Annotated in this window: 13 protein-coding genes; 4 read left to right on the forward strand and 9 right to left on the reverse strand. The window is 65.9% G+C overall.

What is annotated here, in order from left to right:
- The first annotated feature begins 87 nt into the window (after window positions 1-87).
- Window positions 88-4989 carry an alpha-2-macroglobulin family protein gene (locus tag M2S36_RS22675; protein ID WP_233688297.1) on the forward strand — a complete coding sequence of 1634 codons (4902 nt, stop codon included), beginning with the start codon at window positions 88-90 and terminating at the stop codon, window positions 4987-4989.
- Window positions 4990-5150: 161 nt separating this feature from the next.
- On the opposite strand, the gene M2S36_RS22680 is transcribed toward M2S36_RS22675, so the two are convergent.
- Entirely contained in the window at window positions 5151-5444 is a 294-nt protein-coding gene (locus M2S36_RS22680; RefSeq protein WP_025337571.1) for a hypothetical protein, read from the reverse strand.
- A gap of 77 nt (window positions 5445-5521) precedes the next feature.
- On the opposite strand from M2S36_RS22680, the gene pbpC reads away from it, so the two are divergent.
- Window positions 5522-7876, forward strand: a complete 2355-nt coding sequence (pbpC, locus tag M2S36_RS22685) for a peptidoglycan glycosyltransferase PbpC (protein WP_233694891.1) — start codon at window positions 5522-5524, stop codon at window positions 7874-7876.
- 92 nt (window positions 7877-7968) lie between these two features.
- A complete protein-coding gene (locus tag M2S36_RS22690; RefSeq protein ID WP_333957882.1) occupies window positions 7969-9633 on the forward strand; it encodes a ShlB/FhaC/HecB family hemolysin secretion/activation protein in 1665 nt (554 codons plus the stop codon).
- Window positions 9634-9751: 118 nt separating this feature from the next.
- Here the strand turns inward: M2S36_RS22690 and M2S36_RS22695 are convergent, their stop codons facing one another.
- The 8 genes from M2S36_RS22695 to M2S36_RS22730 all read right to left on the reverse strand — a co-directional run bounded on the left by M2S36_RS22695 (window position 9752) and on the right by M2S36_RS22730 (window position 15959).
- A complete protein-coding gene (locus tag M2S36_RS22695) occupies window positions 9752-10528 on the reverse strand; it encodes a response regulator transcription factor (RefSeq protein ID WP_233694893.1) in 777 nt (258 codons plus the stop codon).
- A gap of 120 nt (window positions 10529-10648) precedes the next feature.
- Window positions 10649-11119, reverse strand: a complete 471-nt coding sequence (locus M2S36_RS22700; RefSeq protein WP_233688300.1) for an A24 family peptidase — start codon at window positions 11117-11119, stop codon at window positions 10649-10651.
- A gap of 279 nt (window positions 11120-11398) precedes the next feature.
- Entirely contained in the window at window positions 11399-11968 is a 570-nt protein-coding gene (locus M2S36_RS22705) for a DUF4136 domain-containing protein (RefSeq protein ID WP_207832838.1), read from the reverse strand.
- 19 nt (window positions 11969-11987) lie between these two features.
- Complete coding sequence (locus M2S36_RS22710) at window positions 11988-12623, reverse strand: DUF4136 domain-containing protein (RefSeq protein ID WP_333957885.1); 636 nt, start codon at window positions 12621-12623, stop codon at window positions 11988-11990.
- 21 nt (window positions 12624-12644) lie between these two features.
- Window positions 12645-13394 (reverse strand): methyltransferase domain-containing protein, encoded by a 750-nt coding sequence (locus M2S36_RS22715; protein WP_100413275.1) that lies wholly within the window; start codon window positions 13392-13394, stop codon window positions 12645-12647.
- Window positions 13391-13696, reverse strand: a complete 306-nt coding sequence (locus M2S36_RS22720; protein WP_333957886.1) for a MazG-like family protein — start codon at window positions 13694-13696, stop codon at window positions 13391-13393. The genes M2S36_RS22715 and M2S36_RS22720 overlap by 4 nt, the downstream gene beginning before the upstream one ends.
- Before the next feature lie 56 nt (window positions 13697-13752).
- Window positions 13753-14604 (reverse strand): MaoC family dehydratase, encoded by an 852-nt coding sequence (locus M2S36_RS22725; protein ID WP_207832843.1) that lies wholly within the window; start codon window positions 14602-14604, stop codon window positions 13753-13755.
- 2 nt (window positions 14605-14606) lie between these two features.
- Window positions 14607-15959, reverse strand: coding sequence for a 3-oxoacyl-ACP reductase (locus tag M2S36_RS22730; RefSeq protein WP_207832845.1), 1353 nt, complete (start codon window positions 15957-15959; stop codon window positions 14607-14609).
- Between the two features lie 118 nt (window positions 15960-16077).
- On the opposite strand from M2S36_RS22730, the gene M2S36_RS22735 reads away from it, so the two are divergent.
- Window positions 16078-17355, forward strand: coding sequence for an acetyl-CoA C-acetyltransferase (locus M2S36_RS22735; protein WP_233688303.1), 1278 nt, complete (start codon window positions 16078-16080; stop codon window positions 17353-17355).
- Window positions 17356-17361 lie beyond the last annotated feature (6 nt).

Raw genomic sequence — 17361 nt, forward strand, 5'->3', positions numbered from 1 at the left:
ACCAATGCGCGCAACGCCGGGTATTGCACCCGCCATTGCGCTATAGTTGCTGCCCTCACGTACACGCTGCCAAAGAGTTCCTACTCCATGTTCAACAAAGGATTGTTGCTGGCCTGCGCGCTGGCTTTGCTCAGTGCCTGTGACTCTTCGACGCCGGACAAACCGGCGCCAGCCGAAAAGCCGGCGGCCACTGCGCCCGCCGCCACCCCGGCGCCCGAGCGCGAAGACCCGGCCGTACTCGCCAAGCGCTACGAGGGCCGCGAGCTCACCGTGCTGGATGTTTCCGAAGTGCAGCTCGATGGCGCTGCAACGCTGTCGATCAGCTTCTCCGCACCGCTGGATGCCAAGCAGGACTTCGCCAGCAAAGTGCACCTGGTCGACACGGTCAAAGGCAAGCTCGACGGCGCCTGGGAACTCTCCGACAACCAGATGGAGCTGCGCCTGCGCCATCTGGAGCCGCAGCGCAAGCTGGTACTGACCGTCGACAAGGGCCTGCAGGCAGTCAACGGCAAGCAGCTGGACAGCGAGTCGGTCAGCCGCCTGGAAACCCGCGACATGCAGCCGACCATCGGCTTCGCCAGCCGTGGATCGCTGTTGCCCACGCGCCTGGCCGAGGGCCTGCCGGTGATTGCCCTCAACGTCGACAAGGTCGATGTCGAGTTCTTCCGCGTGAAGCCGGACATGCTCTCGACCTTCCTGGTCAACTGGGGGCGCAACAGCAGCCTGTACTACTACCAGTCCAAGGAAACCCTGGAGATGGCCGAGCTGGTCTACAGCGGCCGCTTCGATCTCAACCCCGCACGCAATACCCGCGAAACCGTGCTGCTGCCAATCGCCGGCATCAAGCCGCTGCAGGAGCCAGGCGTGTACCTGGCAGTGATGCGTGCCTCGGGCACCTACGATTACTCGCAGCCAGCGACCCTGTTCACCCTCAGCGACATCGGTGTGTCCGCGCATCGCTACCGCGACCGCCTGGATGTGTTCGCCCAGGCCCTGGAGGGCGGCAAGGCGATGAACGGCGTCAACCTGGAAATCCATGACGACAAGGGCAAGCTGCTGGCCCAGGCCAGCACCGATAGCGATGGCCACGCCCAGCTGCCGATCACGCCCAAGGCCGACACCCTGATCGCCACCCAGGGTGTGCACACCACCTTGCTGCGCCTGAGCAGCGCGGCACTGGACCTGGCCGAGTTCGACATCACCGGCCCGCAGGCCAACCCACTGCAGTTCTTCATCTTCGGCCCGCGTGACCTGTATCGCCCAGGCGAAACGGTGTTGCTCAACGGCCTGCTGCGCGACCAGGACGGCAAGCCGGTCAAGGCTCAGCCGGTGAGCGTGGAAGTGCGCCGCCCGGATGAGCAGGTCAACCGCAAGTTCGTCTGGGAAGCCGACAGCAACGGCCTGTACCAGTACCAGCTGCAGCTGGCCAGCGAGGCCCCGACCGGCCGCTGGCAACTGCTGCTCGACCTGGGCGGCGGGCGCAAGCAGGTGTATGAATTCCTCGTCGAAGACTTCCTGCCCGAGCGCCTGGCGCTGGAACTCAAGGGCAGCAGCAAACCGTTGGCTCCGGATCAGGATGCGCGCATCCAGGTCAATGGCCGTTACCTCTACGGCGCCCCGGCTGCCGGCAACCGCCTGAGCGGCCAGGCCTATGTTCGCCCGCTGCGCGAGGCGGTGCCGGCGCTGCCGGGCTACCAGTTCGGCTCGGTCACCGAAACCGAGCTGAACCAGGACCTGGAGCTGGACGAAGTCACCCTGGACCAGGCCGGCAAGGCCGTGGTCGATATCGAAAGCCGCTGGGCCGAAGCCCGCTCGCCGCTGCAACTGACCGTACAGGCCAGCCTGCAGGAGTCCGGTGGCCGGCCGATCACCCGGCGCCTGGAACAACCCATCTGGCCGGCCGAGCGCCTGCCAGGCCTGCGCGGCCTGTTCGACGGTGAGGAAACCGACAGTGACGGGCCGGTGGAGTTCGAGTTCCTGGTGGCCGACCGCGATGGCAACAAGCTGGCGGCCAACGACCTCAAGGTGCGCCTGGTACGCGAACGTCGCGACTACTACTGGAACTACTCGCAGAGCGATGGCTGGAGCTACGCCTACAACGAGAAGTTCCTCACCCAGAGCGAGGAGACTGTCAGCGTCAAGGCCGGCTCCACCGCCAAGCTGAGCTTCCAGGTGGAATGGGGCCCGTACCGTGTCGAGGTGGAAGACCCACAGACTGGCCTGGTGTCCAGCGCGCGCTTCTGGGCCGGCTACCGCGCCCAGGACAACGCCGAAGGCGGTGCGGTGCGGCCGGACCAGGTCAAGCTGGCGCTGGACAAACCGGCCTACGCCGACGGCGCTACCGCCAAGGTCACCGTCACCCCGCCCGCAGCCGGCAGTGGCTACCTGATGATCGAGTCCAGCGATGGCCCGCTGTGGTGGCAGGAGATCGACGTGCCCGCCGAGGGCAAGACGTTCGACGTGCAGCTGGACAAGCAGTGGGCGCGCCACGACCTGTACATCAGCGCGCTGGTGATCCGCCCCGGCGAGCGCAAGGCCAACGCCACGCCGAAACGTGCGGTGGGCGTACTGCACCTGCCGCTGGACCGCGCCGAGCGCAAGCTGGCGGTGAGCCTGCAGGCGCCGGAGAAAATGCGCCCGAAACAGCCGCTGACCGTGAAGGTCAAGGCTGCAAATGCCGATGGCAGCGTGCCCAAGCAGGTGCATGTGTTGTTGTCGGCGGTGGACGTGGGCATCCTCAACATTACCGACTTCAAGACCCCCGATCCGTTCGCCAGCCTGTTCGGGCGCAAGGCCTACGGTGCTGACCAGCTGGATATCTACGGCCAGTTGATCGAAGCCGGCCAGGGCCGCCTGGCCAGCCTGGCGTTCGGCGGTGACGCGGCGATGGCCAAGGGTGGCAAGCGCCCCAATACCACGGTGACCATCGTCGCCCAGCAAAGCCTGCCGGTGACCCTGGACGACAAGGGCGAGGGCCAGGCCACGGTCGATATCCCCGACTTCAATGGCGAACTGCGGCTGATGGCCCAGGCCTGGACCGAGGAACACTTCGGCATGGCCGAAGGCAAGACCGTGGTCGCTGCGCCGTTGATTGCCGAGCTCTCGGCGCCGCGCTTCCTGGCCGGTGGCGACCGCACCAGCCTGGCGCTGGACCTGGCCAACCTGTCGGGCCGTGCCCAGCAGCTGAACGTTGAAATCAGCACCGAAGGGCAGCTGAGCCTGGCGGCCAACGCCGTGCAGAACGTTGCCCTGGCTGAAGGTCAGCGCTCGACGCTGATGATCCCGGTACAGGCCCAGGGTGGCCTGGGGCAGGGCAAGGTGCATGTGCGGGTCACTGGTCTGCAGCTGCCGAACGAGCCGACCGGCGCGTTCGAGCGTGAGTGGACGCTGGGCGTGCGCCCGGCCTACCCGGCGATGCTCAAGCATTACCGCGTGGCCTTGAAGGACCAGCCTTGGACCCTGCCTGAAGCAGACCTGGCCGCCTTTGAACCCGCTGGCCTGGAAGCCAGCCTGGCCTTGTCGAGCCGGCCACCGCTGAACCTGGCCGAGCAGATCCGTGCCCTCGAAGCCTACCCCTACGGTTGCCTGGAACAGACCACCAGCGGCCTCTACCCGTCGCTGTACGCCGATGCCGACAGCCTCAAGCGCCTGGGCATCAAGGGCGAGCCGGCCGATGTACGCAAGCGCAAGATCGAGATGGGCATCGAGCACCTGCTGGGCATGCAGCGCTACAACGGCAGCTTCGGCCTGTGGAGCTCGGACAGCGAAGAAGAGTACTGGCTGACCGCTTATGTTACCGACTTCCTGCTGCGTGCTCGTGACCAAGGCTATGGTGTGCCGGCCGAAGCGCTGAAGAAGGCCAGCGAACGCCTGCTGCGCTACCTGCAGGAGCGCAACCTGATCGAGGTCGACTACAGCGAGAACGCCGAACACACCCGCTTCGCCGTGCAGGCCTACGCGGCGTTGGTACTGTCGCGCAGCCAGCAGGCGCCGCTGGGTGCCCTGCGTGGCCTGTTCGAACGCCGCGCCGACGCCCGCTCTGGCCTGCCGCTGGTACAACTGGCGGTGGCGCTGGACAAGATGGGCGACAAGCCGCGTGCCGAGCAGGCCCTGCAGGCGGGCCTGGGCATCAGCCGCGGTAAAGGCTGGATGGCCGACTATGGCAGCGCCCTGCGCGACCAGGCACTGATCCTGGCGCTGCTGCAGGAAAGCAACCTGGCCAGCCGCCAGGTCGACCAGCGTCTGTTCGCCCTGGCGGATGAGCTGGCGGCCAATCGCTGGCTGTCGACCCAGGAGCGCAATGCGCTGTTCCTGGCCGGCCGTGGCCTGTTGGGCAAGCCGGAAGGCCAGTGGCAGGCGCGCCTGGACAGCGCGGGCGAAGTGCGCGAGTTCAACAATGCCGAGTCCGGCATGAAGCTCGAAGGCCCGTTGCTGGCCTCGCCGCTGAGTGTGCAGAACCAGGGCAGCGAGACGCTGTACCAGCAACTGACCCTGTCGGGTTACCCTCGCCAGGCGCCTGCGGCCGGTGGCAACGGCATGCAGATCCGCCGTGAGTACCTGGGCATGAATGGCCAGCCGCTGGACCTGCACAACCTGCGCAGTGGCGACCTGGTGCTGGTGCACCTGGCGCTCAAGGCTGAAGACCGGGTGCCGGATGCGCTGGTGGTGGATTTGCTACCGGCAGGTCTGGAGCTGGAAAACCAGAACCTGGCGCAGAGTGCCGCCAGCCTGGACAACGCCAGCAGTGCGGTGAAGGAATGGCGCGAGTCGATGCAGAACGCCAGTGTGGTGCACCAGGAGTACCGCGATGACCGTTACGTCGCCGCGCTCAAGCTGGACAGCTACGGCACCACCCACCTGCTGTACCTGGCGCGGGCGGTGACCCCGGGCACCTACCGCGTGCCGCCGCCGCAAGTCGAATCGATGTACCGGCCGAACCTGCAGGCCGTGGGGGATGGGCAAGGGGAGATGACCGTAAGAGCCCGCTAAGCGCCTGTCAGGCGCGGGCTATGTGGGAGCGGCCTTGTGTCGCGCAAGGGCCGCAAAGCGGCCCCGGCAACTCAAGCGGCGGAGCTGAAAATCTGGGGCTGCTGCGCAGCCCTTTCGCGACACAAGGCCGCTCCCACAGGTCCGCGCCGGGCAGTTCAATGTCAGTGTATTACCCAGCTCATCACCCACAACCCCAGCAGCAGCCAGATGATCCCGAGGATGATCGAGGCACGCATGAACGCGCGGATTGCCGAGTACAGCAGCACCAGCCCGATGATCAGGGCGAGGATGCTGAGCAGCGAGGTTTCCATGCCCAACGTGCGCGCCAGGCCATCGATGAAATTGCCACCGGCACTGGCCAGCAGGTTGAACAGCCCGCTCAATGCGTCGACGATGAAGCGGATCAACGACCCCAGCGCCTGGCCCAGCCACTCGAAAAAACCTTCTACATGCATAGTTGCTTCCTGATGAACGAATCGGCGAGGTTGCCGTTCCCAAGCCTTTGGCCATCACCTGGCCAGGTCGGTTCCCGATGCCAAGCTTAACGCGGCCGCGTACCCGTGCGGGCAGGCTGTTGCGTGCCACTATGATCGGCATGCTCGTGTTGTTCGGCTTGTTGTGGCTGGCCGACCGCCTCTGGCCGCTGCCCATGCCCGGCGACGACCTGGCCCGGGTGGTGCTGGCCGAGGACGGCACGCCGTTGTGGCGCTTTGCCGATGCCGATGGCGTTTGGCGCTACCCGGTCAGCCCCGACGAGGTTTCGCCGCTGTATCTGCAGGCACTGCTGACCTACGAGGACCGCTGGTTCTACAGCCACCCCGGGGTCAACCCGCTGGCCCTGGCCCGCGCTGCCTGGCTGAACCTGCACGGCGGGCGTGTGGTGTCGGGCGGCAGCACGCTGTCGATGCAGGTCGCGCGCCTGCTCGACCCGCATGAGCGCACCCTGGCCGGCAAACTGCGCCAGCTGTGGCGCACGGCGCAGCTGGAGTGGCATTTTTCCAAGCGCGAAATCCTGCAGATCTACCTGGACCGCGCGCCCTTCGGCGGCACCCTGCAGGGCGTGGCAGCCGCCAGCTGGGCCTACCTGGGCAAGTCGCCCATGCACCTGACCCCGGCCGAAGCGGCGCTGCTGGCCGTACTGCCCCAGGCGCCCAGCCGCCTGCGTCCGGACCGCCACCCCGAACGTGCCCAGCGCGCCCGGGACAAGGTGCTGCAACGCCTGGCCGAATACCAGGTGTGGCCGGCACAGCAAATCCGTGAGGCAGCCGAAGAACCGCTGCTGCTGGCGCCACGTCAGGAACCGGCCCTGGCGCCGCTGCTGGCCCGGCGCCTGAACAGCAGCGACAGCCCGCCGCTGATCCGCACCACGCTCGACGCCGCGCTGCAGCGGCGCCTCGAAGACCTGCTGCTGGGCTGGCGCGCACGGCTGCCGGAGCGCACCTCCGCCGCCATCCTGGTGGTCGAGGCGCAAACCATGGCGGTGCGTGCCTACCTGGGCTCGATCGACCTGGCCGACGAGCGCCGCTTCGGGCATGTCGACATGGTGCGTTCGTTGCGCTCGCCCGGCTCCACGCTCAAGCCGTTCCTCTACGGCATGGCGCTGGATGACGGCCTGATCCATTCCGAGTCGCTGCTGCAGGATGTGCCGCGACGCTATGGCGACTACCGCCCCGGTAACTTCTCCATGGGCTTCAGCGGGCCGGTATCGGCCAGTTCGGCGCTGGCGCTGTCACTCAACCTGCCGGCGGTGCAGCTGCTGGAGGCCTACGGCCCGAAACGCTTTGCCGCGCAACTGCGCATGGCGGGCATGCCGTTGATACTGCCGCCCCTGGCCGAGCCCAACCTGTCGTTGATCCTGGGGGGCGCGGGCAGTCGCCTGGAGGACTTGGTGGGTGGCTACGCTGCGCTGGCGCGGGGTGGCAACAGTGCGCGAGTGCGCCTGCAACCGCAGGACCCGTTACTGGAACGGCGCCTGCTGTCACCGGGGGCGGCGTGGATCATCCGGCGCATCCTCAGCGGCCAGGCACGTCCCGACCGCGACCCGCATGCCGAACTGGTGCAGCGCCCGCAACTGGCCTGGAAAACCGGCACCAGCTATGGCTTTCGCGATGCCTGGTCGATTGGTGTGGGCCCGCGCTACCTGATCGGCGTATGGATCGGCCGCCCCGACGGCACGCCGGTCCCCGGGCAATTCGGGCTGGCTTCGGCAGCGCCGCTGATGCTGCAGGTGCACGACCTGTTGAGCAACCGTGACAGCCAGCGTGGCATCAGCGTGCCGGTGGAGCGGGTGCCGGCGAATGTCGGCGTGGCGGCAATCTGTTGGCCGCTGGGCCAGCCGATGAACAAGCAGGATCCCAACTGCCGGCGTCAGCGTTTCGCCTGGACCCTGGATGGCACCACGCCGCCAACCCTGCAGGCCGCCGACCAGCCACTCGGCCTGGGCCTGCGCGAAAGCGTGTGGGTCAACGACCAGGGGCTGCGCGTCGATGGCAGTTGCCCGGGCGCCAAGGCCCGCGACATCGCCCTCTGGCCGGCCCCGCTGGAGCCTTGGCTGCCACGCGTCGAGCGGCGTGTGGCGCGCCTGCCGGCCATCGACCCGGCCTGTCCGCCGCAGCTGTCGGCCAGCGCGCCACCGCTGTCGATCGTGGGCGTGCGCCCGGGCGACAACCTGCGCCGCCCGGCCACCAGCAGCGAACCGTTGCAACTGCATGTGTCGGCGCTGGGTGGTGGAGGGCGGCGCTGGTGGTTCCTCAACGGTCAGCCATTGGGCGAAACCCAAGGTCAGGACAGCCTGCTGGTGCGTTTCCAGCAGGTAGGCCAGGCTGAAATCAGCGCGCTGGATGAAAGCGGCGAGACGGCGCGCGTGGCGTTCCAGGTCAGCGAGTAGCCGTTCGACGAGGACCGAGGCAGCACCTACGCTTGCAGGTAACGGGTGTGACCGGCTGGCGCCCCGCAACCCAAGGGAACATGGAGCGCCCTATGCGTCCTCTGGCCGTGCCCCTGTTGTTGCTGCCTTGGGCGCTTGCGGCCCATGCCGAACCTTTGCCGGGTTTTCTCGACAGCCATGAGTACGAACGTCGCCTGCCCGGCGCCAACCTGCCGATAGATGCCTACCGCCCGGTCAGCGCTCACCTGCAGCTGGGCGTGGCGGATGGCGACAGCCCCACGTGGGCGCCTGCGAATACCCCGTTGGTGCTGCATAAAGTGCGCTTCGAAGGTGGCACGGTGTTCCCCTTGAGCGACCTGCGCGAACACTATCAGCCGCTGATCGGGCGTCAGACCACGTTGGGCGAACTGCAGCAATACACCGCGCGCCTGACCCAGCGCTATCGGCAGGAAGGCTACCTGTTGTCGTACGCCTACCTGCCGCCGCAGGAGGTGGCCGATGGCCGGGTCAATGTGGTGCTGGTCGAAGGCTATATCCGTGATTACCGCGTGGATGGCGATATTGGCCCGGCCAGTACCTATCTGCACCAGTTGCTGGAGCGGCTTGCCGCCGAGCGACCGCTGACCCGGGAAACGCTGGAGCGCTACCTGGGCCTGGCCGAGCGCCTGCCGGGGGTGACGATAGAGCCGCAGCTGGCGGTGGCGCAAACCGCTGATGGCGCCGCTCGGTTGACCGTGCATGCGCGGCGCAAGCCGTTCAGCGCTGCGGTTACCGTGGTCGATGGCAACCGCGACGACGCGCAGGCGCTGTTGACGGCAACCAGCCACGCCCAGACCCGCTTTGCCGAACAGATCGAGGCCAGCCTGTTGCTGCCACCGGGGGATGACCAGGTGCATTACCAGCGTCTGGCCTACAGCCAGTATCTGGACGCGGGCGGCAGCCAGTTGCTGCTGTCGGCTTCGCGCTACCGCAGCGAACCCGGCACGCGTATTCGTCTGGACGATGGCCGCGATATCACCCGTAAGCGCGACAGCGACCGCTATGCGATCGGCCTGCGCCAGCCGGTGATCGTCAGGCCGGATGAACGGATGGTGGTGCAGGGGCAGGTGTATTCGGTCAGTGAGCACTTCGAAGACCGGGTGGATGGGTTGCCATTGGCCCGGGACTACGACACCTATGTGCGTGCGCTGTCATTCGAGGGCGACTGGCGCAAGGTGGAAGCGGGGCGTTTGCGTATCGCCAGTGTCGGGGTCTATCAGGGGCTGGATTACCTGGGGGCGCGCAGCGACGCCGGCTACGATCTGGATTTTCTGCGGTTGCGGCTTTCAGGGTTGCAGAGTGATGCGTTGCTCGATAGCTGGCAGGGAGTGGTGTCCGGGGCGTTGTACTGGAGTGATGACCGCTTGCCCGACAGCGAGCGTGCGGGGTTTGGCGGGCAGAACTTCGGCCGTGGCTACCCGCGTGACCAGGCGGACGGGGACAAGGGCTGGGGTGTGGCTTACGAGTTGAACTACAGCGTTCGTGATAGCTGGCTGGCGCTGGTGCAGCCCTATGTGGTGTTGGATACGGCGCAGGCCTGGCACAACCGCGGGCCGGTGGAGGACGCCCATCTGGCCTCGGCGGCGCTTGGTGTGCGGTTGGGCGATGGGCGCTTGTTCAATGTGGCGCTGGAGGTGGCCAAGCCTCTGGCGGATGTGGCATTGGATAGCCTGGACCGTAGGCCGCGGCTGACTCTGACTGTTGGCGTTCAGTTGTAAGGGGGCGCTGTGGGCGCGGGCATGCCCGCGAAGAGTCCAACGCGGTGCACGGCACCGGCTGTGCCGGTGTTCGCGGGCGCGCCCGCTCCCACAGGTGTCGTGATTGGCTGCAAGGCACTCAATGGGTGGTAAATCGCTGATGCATCGGCGAAGAGCTGGGCGTCAGCGCCAGTGCCAGCTGGGTGCGGTTGTGCATGTGGGTCAGGCGCAGCACCTGCGACACATACAGTTTCACGGTGTTCTCGGTAATGCCCAGCTCACAGGCGATCTGGTAGTTGGTCTTGCCCTTGCTCACCAGGCGCGCCACTTCCAGCTGGCGTGGCGACAGCTTCTCGAACGCCGCTGGCAGCTCGCTTTCGCTTTCTTCCACATCTGTGGCACGCCGGTGAGTACCTTGGCCACGGGCTCTTTCCAGATCCTGGTAGAGCTCGTCAATCGACTCGGCCAGTTCCTGCAGGCGCTGATTCAATCCGCCAAGGTCGCGGAAGTTGCGCTGGCGCTCCAGCAACGCCTCTTCCTGCCGACGTACGCCTTCCAGCAGTTCATCGAGGTCCATCGGTTTCTGGTAGTAGTCGGCAAAGCCTTCGCGTAACGCGCGGATCACGTCCTGTTTCTCGGCACGCCCAGTCAACATGATGGCTTCGAACATGCGCTGGCTGCGGTCGACCCCTTTCAAGGCTCGCACCAGTTCGATGCCATCTCGTTCCGGCATATGCAGGTCACAGATGAGCAGGCCGATGGCCGGGTCTGCCGCATAGCGCTCGATGGCTTCGTCAGTTGAATGGGCTGGTACGCAGACATAGCCCTTGGTTTCGAGGAATTCACACAGTTGTTCGACAATGACCGGTTGGTCATCTACCACTAGAATCTTCAATTCACTCACTGGTCTGGTCACGATCCACTCCCTGTTCGTATACGGCCCTGCTCCCGGGGCCAGACGCTCTGGCAGCTTAAAAATAGCCGCACCACGCGAATATGTACAAGGTATGTACAAGGCATCGGACCACAGGCAAATTCATTGGATCCAGACAGCTGTCAAAAGAAAGCCGGTCAGCACATAGGGGACAAAGGCCTGCTTGTCGCCCATTTCCTCGGTCAGGGCCTGCAAACGTTTTTTCACCTTTGGGTTGAGCAAGGTCCACAGACGCCGGCGGGTGAGCAGCCACAGCAGCACGCTGACACCGGCGCCAATAAAGGTACCAAGCACGTATTGCGGGCTGGTGGCCAAGGCCAGTGCGCCCATCAGCTTGACGTCATCGGCACCGAAACGTCCAAGCATGTAGCCAGGCAGGGTCAGTAACATGACGATGGCCAGCGCCCAGCCGGCATCGCTGGCATCGGCGCCGATCCAGCTGTGGCCGGTGGCGAACAGCCAGATCAGGGCGCAGGTAGCCACGCCAAGGGTGAGCATGTTGGATATCTGGCGTTGACGCACGTCCTGTTCGGAGCACAAGGCAAGCCACATCAGGAGAACAATGCTTTGCATTGGCAGGTCGTCCTTCCCAAATGTTGAACACATCTACCCGGTCAGTCAGGTTTCCTTAAGTGAAGATAGACGGGAACCTGCGGGGGAGTGGGGTGGAAAGGCAAAAAGGCGTGGCCGGGACGGATTTTGTCGCTGCTGAAACAGGCCTCGCAGGCGACCCTTGTGGGAGCGGGTTCACCCGCGAACACCGGCAAGGCCGGTGCCATGCACCGCGTCGTTCTCTTCGCGGGTGAACCCGCTCCCACAGGGACTGTGGCGCATGCATAAACGCGTTGGGGGTTACTTCCTGCTGCCCGGCGGGTAGTTGGCCAATACCTTGGTCACGGTGTTGTGGATTGCGCTGTTGCGTTCCTCGGGGCTCGGCGGGTAGTTGTTCATGATCTGCTCGGCACTGCCGCGCCACACCAGCTTGCTGTCATGCCCATCGAACAGGTCGATCTGGATGGTGGCGACCTTGTAGTCGACGCTGCGGGTTTCGTTGTACATCGGGCCACCCCAGTAACCGCCCCAGTAGCCCCCCCAGCCACCGCCGTAGTGGGTGGTGATCTGTTGCTGACGCTGCTCGACGATCAGGTAGGCGCGCACTGTCAGGTCGGGCCGCGCACCACCTTGTACCGGGCGCAGGCCGCGCTGGTCGAGTTGGTCGGCGACCGCCTGGCGAATGCGCTGCTCGGTCAGGTCGCTCTTGATTCGCGGGTCGTCCGGGCGGTACTGCAGCCCCGGCTCCTGCCATGCCCAGCTGCGGTAGGCGGCAAAATCACGGCTGGCATCGAAATCCTGCTGGACGTTATTGCTGGAGCAGGCGGCGAGCAATAACGCGAATGACAGTAGAAGGAGACGGCGCAACATGATGGTTCTCCGTTAGATATCAACTGGGAGGATAGCCGCTGAGCGCCTTGTGCACGGAATCGCGCAAGGCACTTTCGCGTTCACGCGGCGAGTCCTTGTCGCTGCCGCTTTCGGCGCTGGCACTCCATACCGGCTGGCCGCTGCGGGCGTCGTACAGGTCGATACGCACCACCATCACCTGCACCTCGTAGGTGCGCACGACGGGCACGCTGGCATAGGCCCCATAGCCATGGCGGTAGCCGCCATAGCCGACACCCCCGTAGGGGTACGGGCCGTAGTAGGGGTCGTAGGCATCGTAGTCACGTACCTGGCGCAAGCGCTTTTCCAGGCGTATGTCGGCGCTGACCAGCAAGTCGCCGGGGCTGCCCCGGGCGGGGCGCAGGCCGTGTTGGTCGAGCGCGCCGCTGACGGCATCGGCCAGTTGCGCCGGGTCGGTATCGACCGAGCCGCTGGGCAACTGGCCATTGCGCCAGCTCCAGCTGCGATAGTGGCCGTAATCACGGGTGGGTGCCGGATAGGCACTGGCATCGAAGGTAGTGGCCGCCTGGGCAGGGGCCGGTGGCAACGGGCGGCTGCTGGCCACATACGGGTTGCTGCCCTGGCAGCCAGCCAGGGCAAGCGGCAGCACGACCAGGCACAACAGACGGTACGGCATGTATTCCTCCCGGCGGGTGGTTCAGCGAGGGCGGCAGACCCAGTGCAGGTAGCGGCCGAGCCCGGCGAAGCTGGGGTGGCGACGGTAGGCCAGTTCCATTTCCAGCAGGTCGAGCAGCTCGGCCTTGCCCTGGAATTCCTTGGGCATGTAGTCGTGGAACACCCGCACGCCACTTTCGCTTTCAACCTGCCACATAGGCTCAAGTTGCGCCCTGAGTTCGCGTGGATCAAGCGGTTTTTGTGGGGTCAGGCTCTGCTTTTCACCTTCCAGCCGATTGCTGCGCAACTTGCGGAAATGGCCCTTGAGCAGGTTGCGATAGACCAGTGCGTCGCGGTTGTAGAAGGCCAGGGACAGCCACCCGGAGGGGGCGGTGAGCTGGTGCAGCACTGGCAGGATGCTTTCGGGCTCGGCCAGCCATTCAAGGACGGCGTGGCATAGCACCAGGTCGTAGGGTTCGGTCAGCTGGCCGAGCAGGTCTTGCCAGGGGGCCTGGATGAAGGTGGCCGGTTGGCCGGCTTCGGCAAAGCGCGCCCGTGCGCCGTCGAGCATCGGCGCGGCGGGTTCGGCCAGGGTCAGCTGGTGGCCGCGCTGGGCCAGCCACAAGGCCATGTGGCCCAACCCGGCACCGATGTCGAGAATGCGCAGCGGGCGGTCGGGCAGGGCTTCGGCCAGGTCGGCCTGCAACACGGCCAGGCGGATCGCGCCCTTGGCACCGCCGTAGATCTTCTCGGCAAAGCGGGTGGCCAGCTCATCGAAGTGACGGTCGTTCATCGGGCGAAGCGCCTCTCGCTGTCGGCCAGCTTGGCCCGCACCACCTGGTCCATGTCCAGGCCCAGCTCGCTGCACAGCAGCAACAGGTACAGCACCACATCGCCGATTTCCTGGCCGGCGTGGGCCAGCTGGTCGGCGGGCAACTGGCGCGATTGGTCCTCGCTCAGCCACTGGAAGATTTCCACCAGCTCGGCCATTTCGACGCTGGCGGCCATGGCCAGGTTCTTCGGGCTGTGGAAGCGGCGCCAGTCGTTGTTGTCGCGGATCTGGTGCAGGCGTTGGGTGAGTTCTTGCAGGTTCATCGGGGGTCTCCTAATGCTGCATAGCTTCTGCGCAGGCCCGATGCAAAGCAAGGGGCCTAAAGCCGAGCCCAGCGCCCGACCATATGCAGCACCCCTCCATGCCCATCCAGCCGCAGCTCACCCGCAGCCCCCGCCTCACTGGCACCTAGCACCACCTCCGACGGCAAGCGCACCGGTTTGCGGAAATCCACCTCGAAGGCATAGCCACTGTGCGGCAGGTGCCCGCGCAGTGCTGCCAGGGCCATGGCCTTGCTCCACATGCCATGGGCAATCGCCGTGGGGAAGCCGAACAGCCGAGCACTGGCGGCGCTGAGGTGGATCGGGTTGTAGTCCCCGCAGACCTTGGCATAACGCCGGCCGATATCCTTGTCGGCGTACCAGCGGCTCGCCTCTGGTAATGCTTGTGGCTCGTCCTCGGCAGGTTCGCCTGCCTCGCTTTCCAGCTTCAGCCCGCGCACCAGCATACGGCTGGTCTCGCGCCAGATCAGGCCGATGCCGTCTTCGGCTTCGGTAACCAGGTCGAAGGTGCCGCCCTTGGCATGTGCTTGCAGATTGGCCGCATACACCGCAAAGCGCAGCCCTTCGATACCGCCCAGTGGGCGCACCACTTCGATGCGGTTGTGCAGGTGCACCAGGCCGAGCAGCGGGAAGGGGAAGTCTGGCGCGGTCATCAATTGCAACTGCAGCGTGAATGCCATGACATGGGGATAAGTCCCCGGTAGCCGGCCATCGTCGGTGAAGTGGCACAACCGTCGATAGGCGGCCAGGTTGCCCGGCTGGACGCGGATGAAACAGCGCAGGCCGTCGTCCGGCAGATGAGCGCCGCTGATGGTGCGCTTGCTGACCGCGCGCAGGTACAGGTTGGCGCGCGAAGCCGGGCTGTGCAGGTCGTGCCAGTGTCGGCTCATGTTCAAGCCCCCATCAAGGCCTGGCCGCATACCCGCAGCACCTGGCCGTTGACTGCCCCGGAGCCCGGCTGGCTGAGCCAGGCGATGGCTTCGGCGACATCCTGCGGGCGGCCGCCCTGGCCCAGCGAACTCAAGCGTCGCCCGGCCTCGCGCAGGCCCATGGGCATGGCGGCGGTCATGTGGGTTTCGATGAAGCCGGGGGCCACGGCATTGATGCTGCCGCCGCGCTCGGCGAGCCGGGGCGCCCACGCCTGGGCCAGGCCGATCAGCCCGGCCTTGCTCGCGGCATAGTTGGCCTGCCCGCGGTTGCCGGCGATGCCGCTGACCGAGGCCAGCAGCGTGATGCGCGCGTTTTCACCCAGGGCGCCGTTGTCGTACAGCGCCTGGGTCAGCAGCTGCGGTGCCTTGAGGTTGACCGCCAGCACCGCGTCCCAGTATTCCGGGGTCATGTTGGCCAGGGTCTTGTCACGGGTGATGCCGGCGTTGTGCACCACGATGTCGATGCCGTCGGGCAGGGCCGCGAGCAGTTGCGTTGCCGCGTCGCTGGCGCAGATGTCCAGGGGCAGCGCCTTGCCGCCCAGGCGCGCGGCCAGGGCATCGAGGTCCTGGCTGGCCTGCGGCACATCGAGCAGCAGTACGTCGGCGCCGTCCCGCGCCAGGGTTTCGGCTATGGCGGCACCAATGCCGCGCGCGGCGCCCGTCACCAGGGCGCGGCGGCCAGCCAGAGGCCGTGTCCAGTCCTTGACCTGGCTGGCGCAGGCTTGCAGGCGTAGCACCTGGCCGGAGATGAAGGCGCTTTTGGGCGAGAGGAAGAAGCGCAGGGCGCCTTCCAGCTGGTCTTCCGCGCCGGGGCCGACATATAGCAACTGCGCGGTCGCACCGTTGCGCAGTTCCTTGGCCAGCGAGCGGCCGAAGCCTTCCAGGGCCCGTTGGGCGATACTGGCCAACGGGTTGTCGAGGCTTTCTGGCGCACGGCCCAGCAGCACCACATGGGCGCACGGCGCCAGGCTGCGCAGCAGTGGCTGGAAAAATTCGCGCAACTGCTTCAACGCGTCGCTGTCGGACAGGTGACTGGCATCGAATACCACGGCCTTGATCTTCGGTCCCAGGCCAGCTACCCATGCCTCGGCCTTGAGGTTGTCGGTATTGAAGCTGTAAAGGGTGTCGGTCAGGCACGGGGCAATGGCTTCGACCTGGCTCGCCAGTGCCCCGCCACCCAGTACCAGAGCACCTTCGACCGGGCGCAGGCGGCCTGTCTGCCAGCGCTCCAGCGGCGCCGGGCGTGGCAGGCCAAGGGCATCCACAAGACGGCGGCCGAGGTTGGAGTTGGCAAAGCCGAGGTAGCGATCGCTCATGAGTGGGTCTCCCGGAAGGCAAGCTTGAAAGTGTGGACCAACTTTGTGGCAAGGTCGTTCGAATGCGGTAAAAACACCTAGGCTGTACGGATCAAATTGTTTCAGGAGGAACAAGCGCATGCGTTCACTTCGCCGGGTCGCGATCCTGGGCGGCAACCGAATTCCCTTCGCCCGCTCCAATGGTGCCTATGCCACGGCCAGCAACCAGGCGATGCTCACTGTCGCCCTTGAAGGGCTGATCGAACGCTACCGCTTGCATGGGTTGCGCATGGGGGAGGTGGTGGCCGGTACGGTGCTCAAGCACTCGCGTGACATGAACCTGACCCGTGAGTGCGTGTTAGGCTCGCGTCTGTCGCCGCAGACGCCGGCCTATGACATCCAGCAAGCCTGCGGCACCGGGCTGGAGGCGGCGCTGCTGGTGGCCAACAAGATTGCCCTGGGGCAGATCGACTGTGGCATTGCCGGCGGCGTGGACACCACCTCCGATGCGCCGATTGCGGTCAACGAAGGCCTGCGCCACATCCTGCTGCAAGCCAACCGTGGCAAAAGCCTGGGCGAGCGGCTCAAGCCGTTCCTCAAGCTGCGCCCCCACCACCTGAAACCCGAATTGCCGCGTAACGGTGAACCGCGCACCGGGATGTCGATGGGCGAGCATTGCGAACGCATGGCCCAGGCCTGGCGCATTGGCCGTGCCGAACAGGACGAGTTGGCGCTGCTCAGCCACCAGGCGCTGGCTGCCGCGTACGCCGAAGGTTGGCAGGATGACCTGCTGACGCCGTTTCTGTCGTTGACCCGTGATAACAACCTGCGCCCCGACCTGAACCTGGAGCAACTGGCCCGGCTCAAGCCGGCCTTCGATCGCAGCGGGCAGGGCACGCTGACGGCGGGCAATTCCACACCGCTGACCGATGGCGCTTCGCTGGTGTTGCTGGGCAGCGAGGAATGGGCCGAGCAGCAGGGGCTGCCGGTGCTGGCGTATCTGGTCGATGGCGAAACCGCTGCGGTGGATTTCGTTACGGGACGCGAAGGGCTATTGATGGCGCCAGTGTATGCGGTGCCGCGGCTGCTGGCGCGCAATGGCCTGACGCTGCAGGACTTTGACTATTACGAGATTCACGAAGCCTTTGCTGCCCAGGTGCTATGCACGCTCAAGGCCTGGGAAGATGCCGATTATTGCCGCGAACGGTTGGGGCTGGATGCGCCACTCGGGGCGATCGACCGCAGCAAGCTCAACGTCAAGGGCAGTTCGCTGGCGGCCGGGCACCCGTTTGCCGCCACCGGGGGGCGGATATTGGCCAACCTGGCCAAGTTGCTGGCGAGGGCGGGGAAGGGGCGAGGGCTGATTTCGATCTGCGCGGCGGGTGGGCAGGGGGTGACGGTTATCGTAGAGCGCTGAGGCAAA

Source organism: Pseudomonas sp. SF2 (genome assembly GCF_036858055.1).
GTDB lineage: Bacteria > Pseudomonadota > Gammaproteobacteria > Pseudomonadales > Pseudomonadaceae > Aquipseudomonas.

What these genes read in the sequence shown, in the direction of transcription:
- pbpC (WP_233694891.1), top strand. Translation starts at nt 5,522, where the DNA reads ATGCCAAGCTTAACGCGGCCGCGTACCCGTGCGGGCAGGCTGTTGCGT.
- M2S36_RS22700 (WP_233688300.1), bottom strand. Translation starts at nt 11,119, where the DNA reads ATGCAAAGCATTGTTCTCCTGATGTGGCTTGCCTTGTGCTCCGAACAG.
- M2S36_RS22675 (WP_233688297.1), top strand. Translation starts at nt 88, where the DNA reads ATGTTCAACAAAGGATTGTTGCTGGCCTGCGCGCTGGCTTTGCTCAGT.
- M2S36_RS22730 (WP_207832845.1), bottom strand. Translation starts at nt 15,959, where the DNA reads ATGAGCGATCGCTACCTCGGCTTTGCCAACTCCAACCTCGGCCGCCGT.
- M2S36_RS22690 (WP_333957882.1), top strand. Translation starts at nt 7,969, where the DNA reads ATGCGTCCTCTGGCCGTGCCCCTGTTGTTGCTGCCTTGGGCGCTTGCG.
- M2S36_RS22725 (WP_207832843.1), bottom strand. Translation starts at nt 14,604, where the DNA reads ATGAGCCGACACTGGCACGACCTGCACAGCCCGGCTTCGCGCGCCAAC.
- M2S36_RS22720 (WP_333957886.1), bottom strand. Translation starts at nt 13,696, where the DNA reads ATGAACCTGCAAGAACTCACCCAACGCCTGCACCAGATCCGCGACAAC.
- M2S36_RS22710 (WP_333957885.1), bottom strand. Translation starts at nt 12,623, where the DNA reads ATGCCGTACCGTCTGTTGTGCCTGGTCGTGCTGCCGCTTGCCCTGGCT.
- M2S36_RS22735 (WP_233688303.1), top strand. Translation starts at nt 16,078, where the DNA reads ATGCGTTCACTTCGCCGGGTCGCGATCCTGGGCGGCAACCGAATTCCC.
- M2S36_RS22715 (WP_100413275.1), bottom strand. Translation starts at nt 13,394, where the DNA reads ATGAACGACCGTCACTTCGATGAGCTGGCCACCCGCTTTGCCGAGAAG.
- M2S36_RS22680 (WP_025337571.1), bottom strand. Translation starts at nt 5,444, where the DNA reads ATGCATGTAGAAGGTTTTTTCGAGTGGCTGGGCCAGGCGCTGGGGTCG.
- M2S36_RS22705 (WP_207832838.1), bottom strand. Translation starts at nt 11,968, where the DNA reads ATGTTGCGCCGTCTCCTTCTACTGTCATTCGCGTTATTGCTCGCCGCC.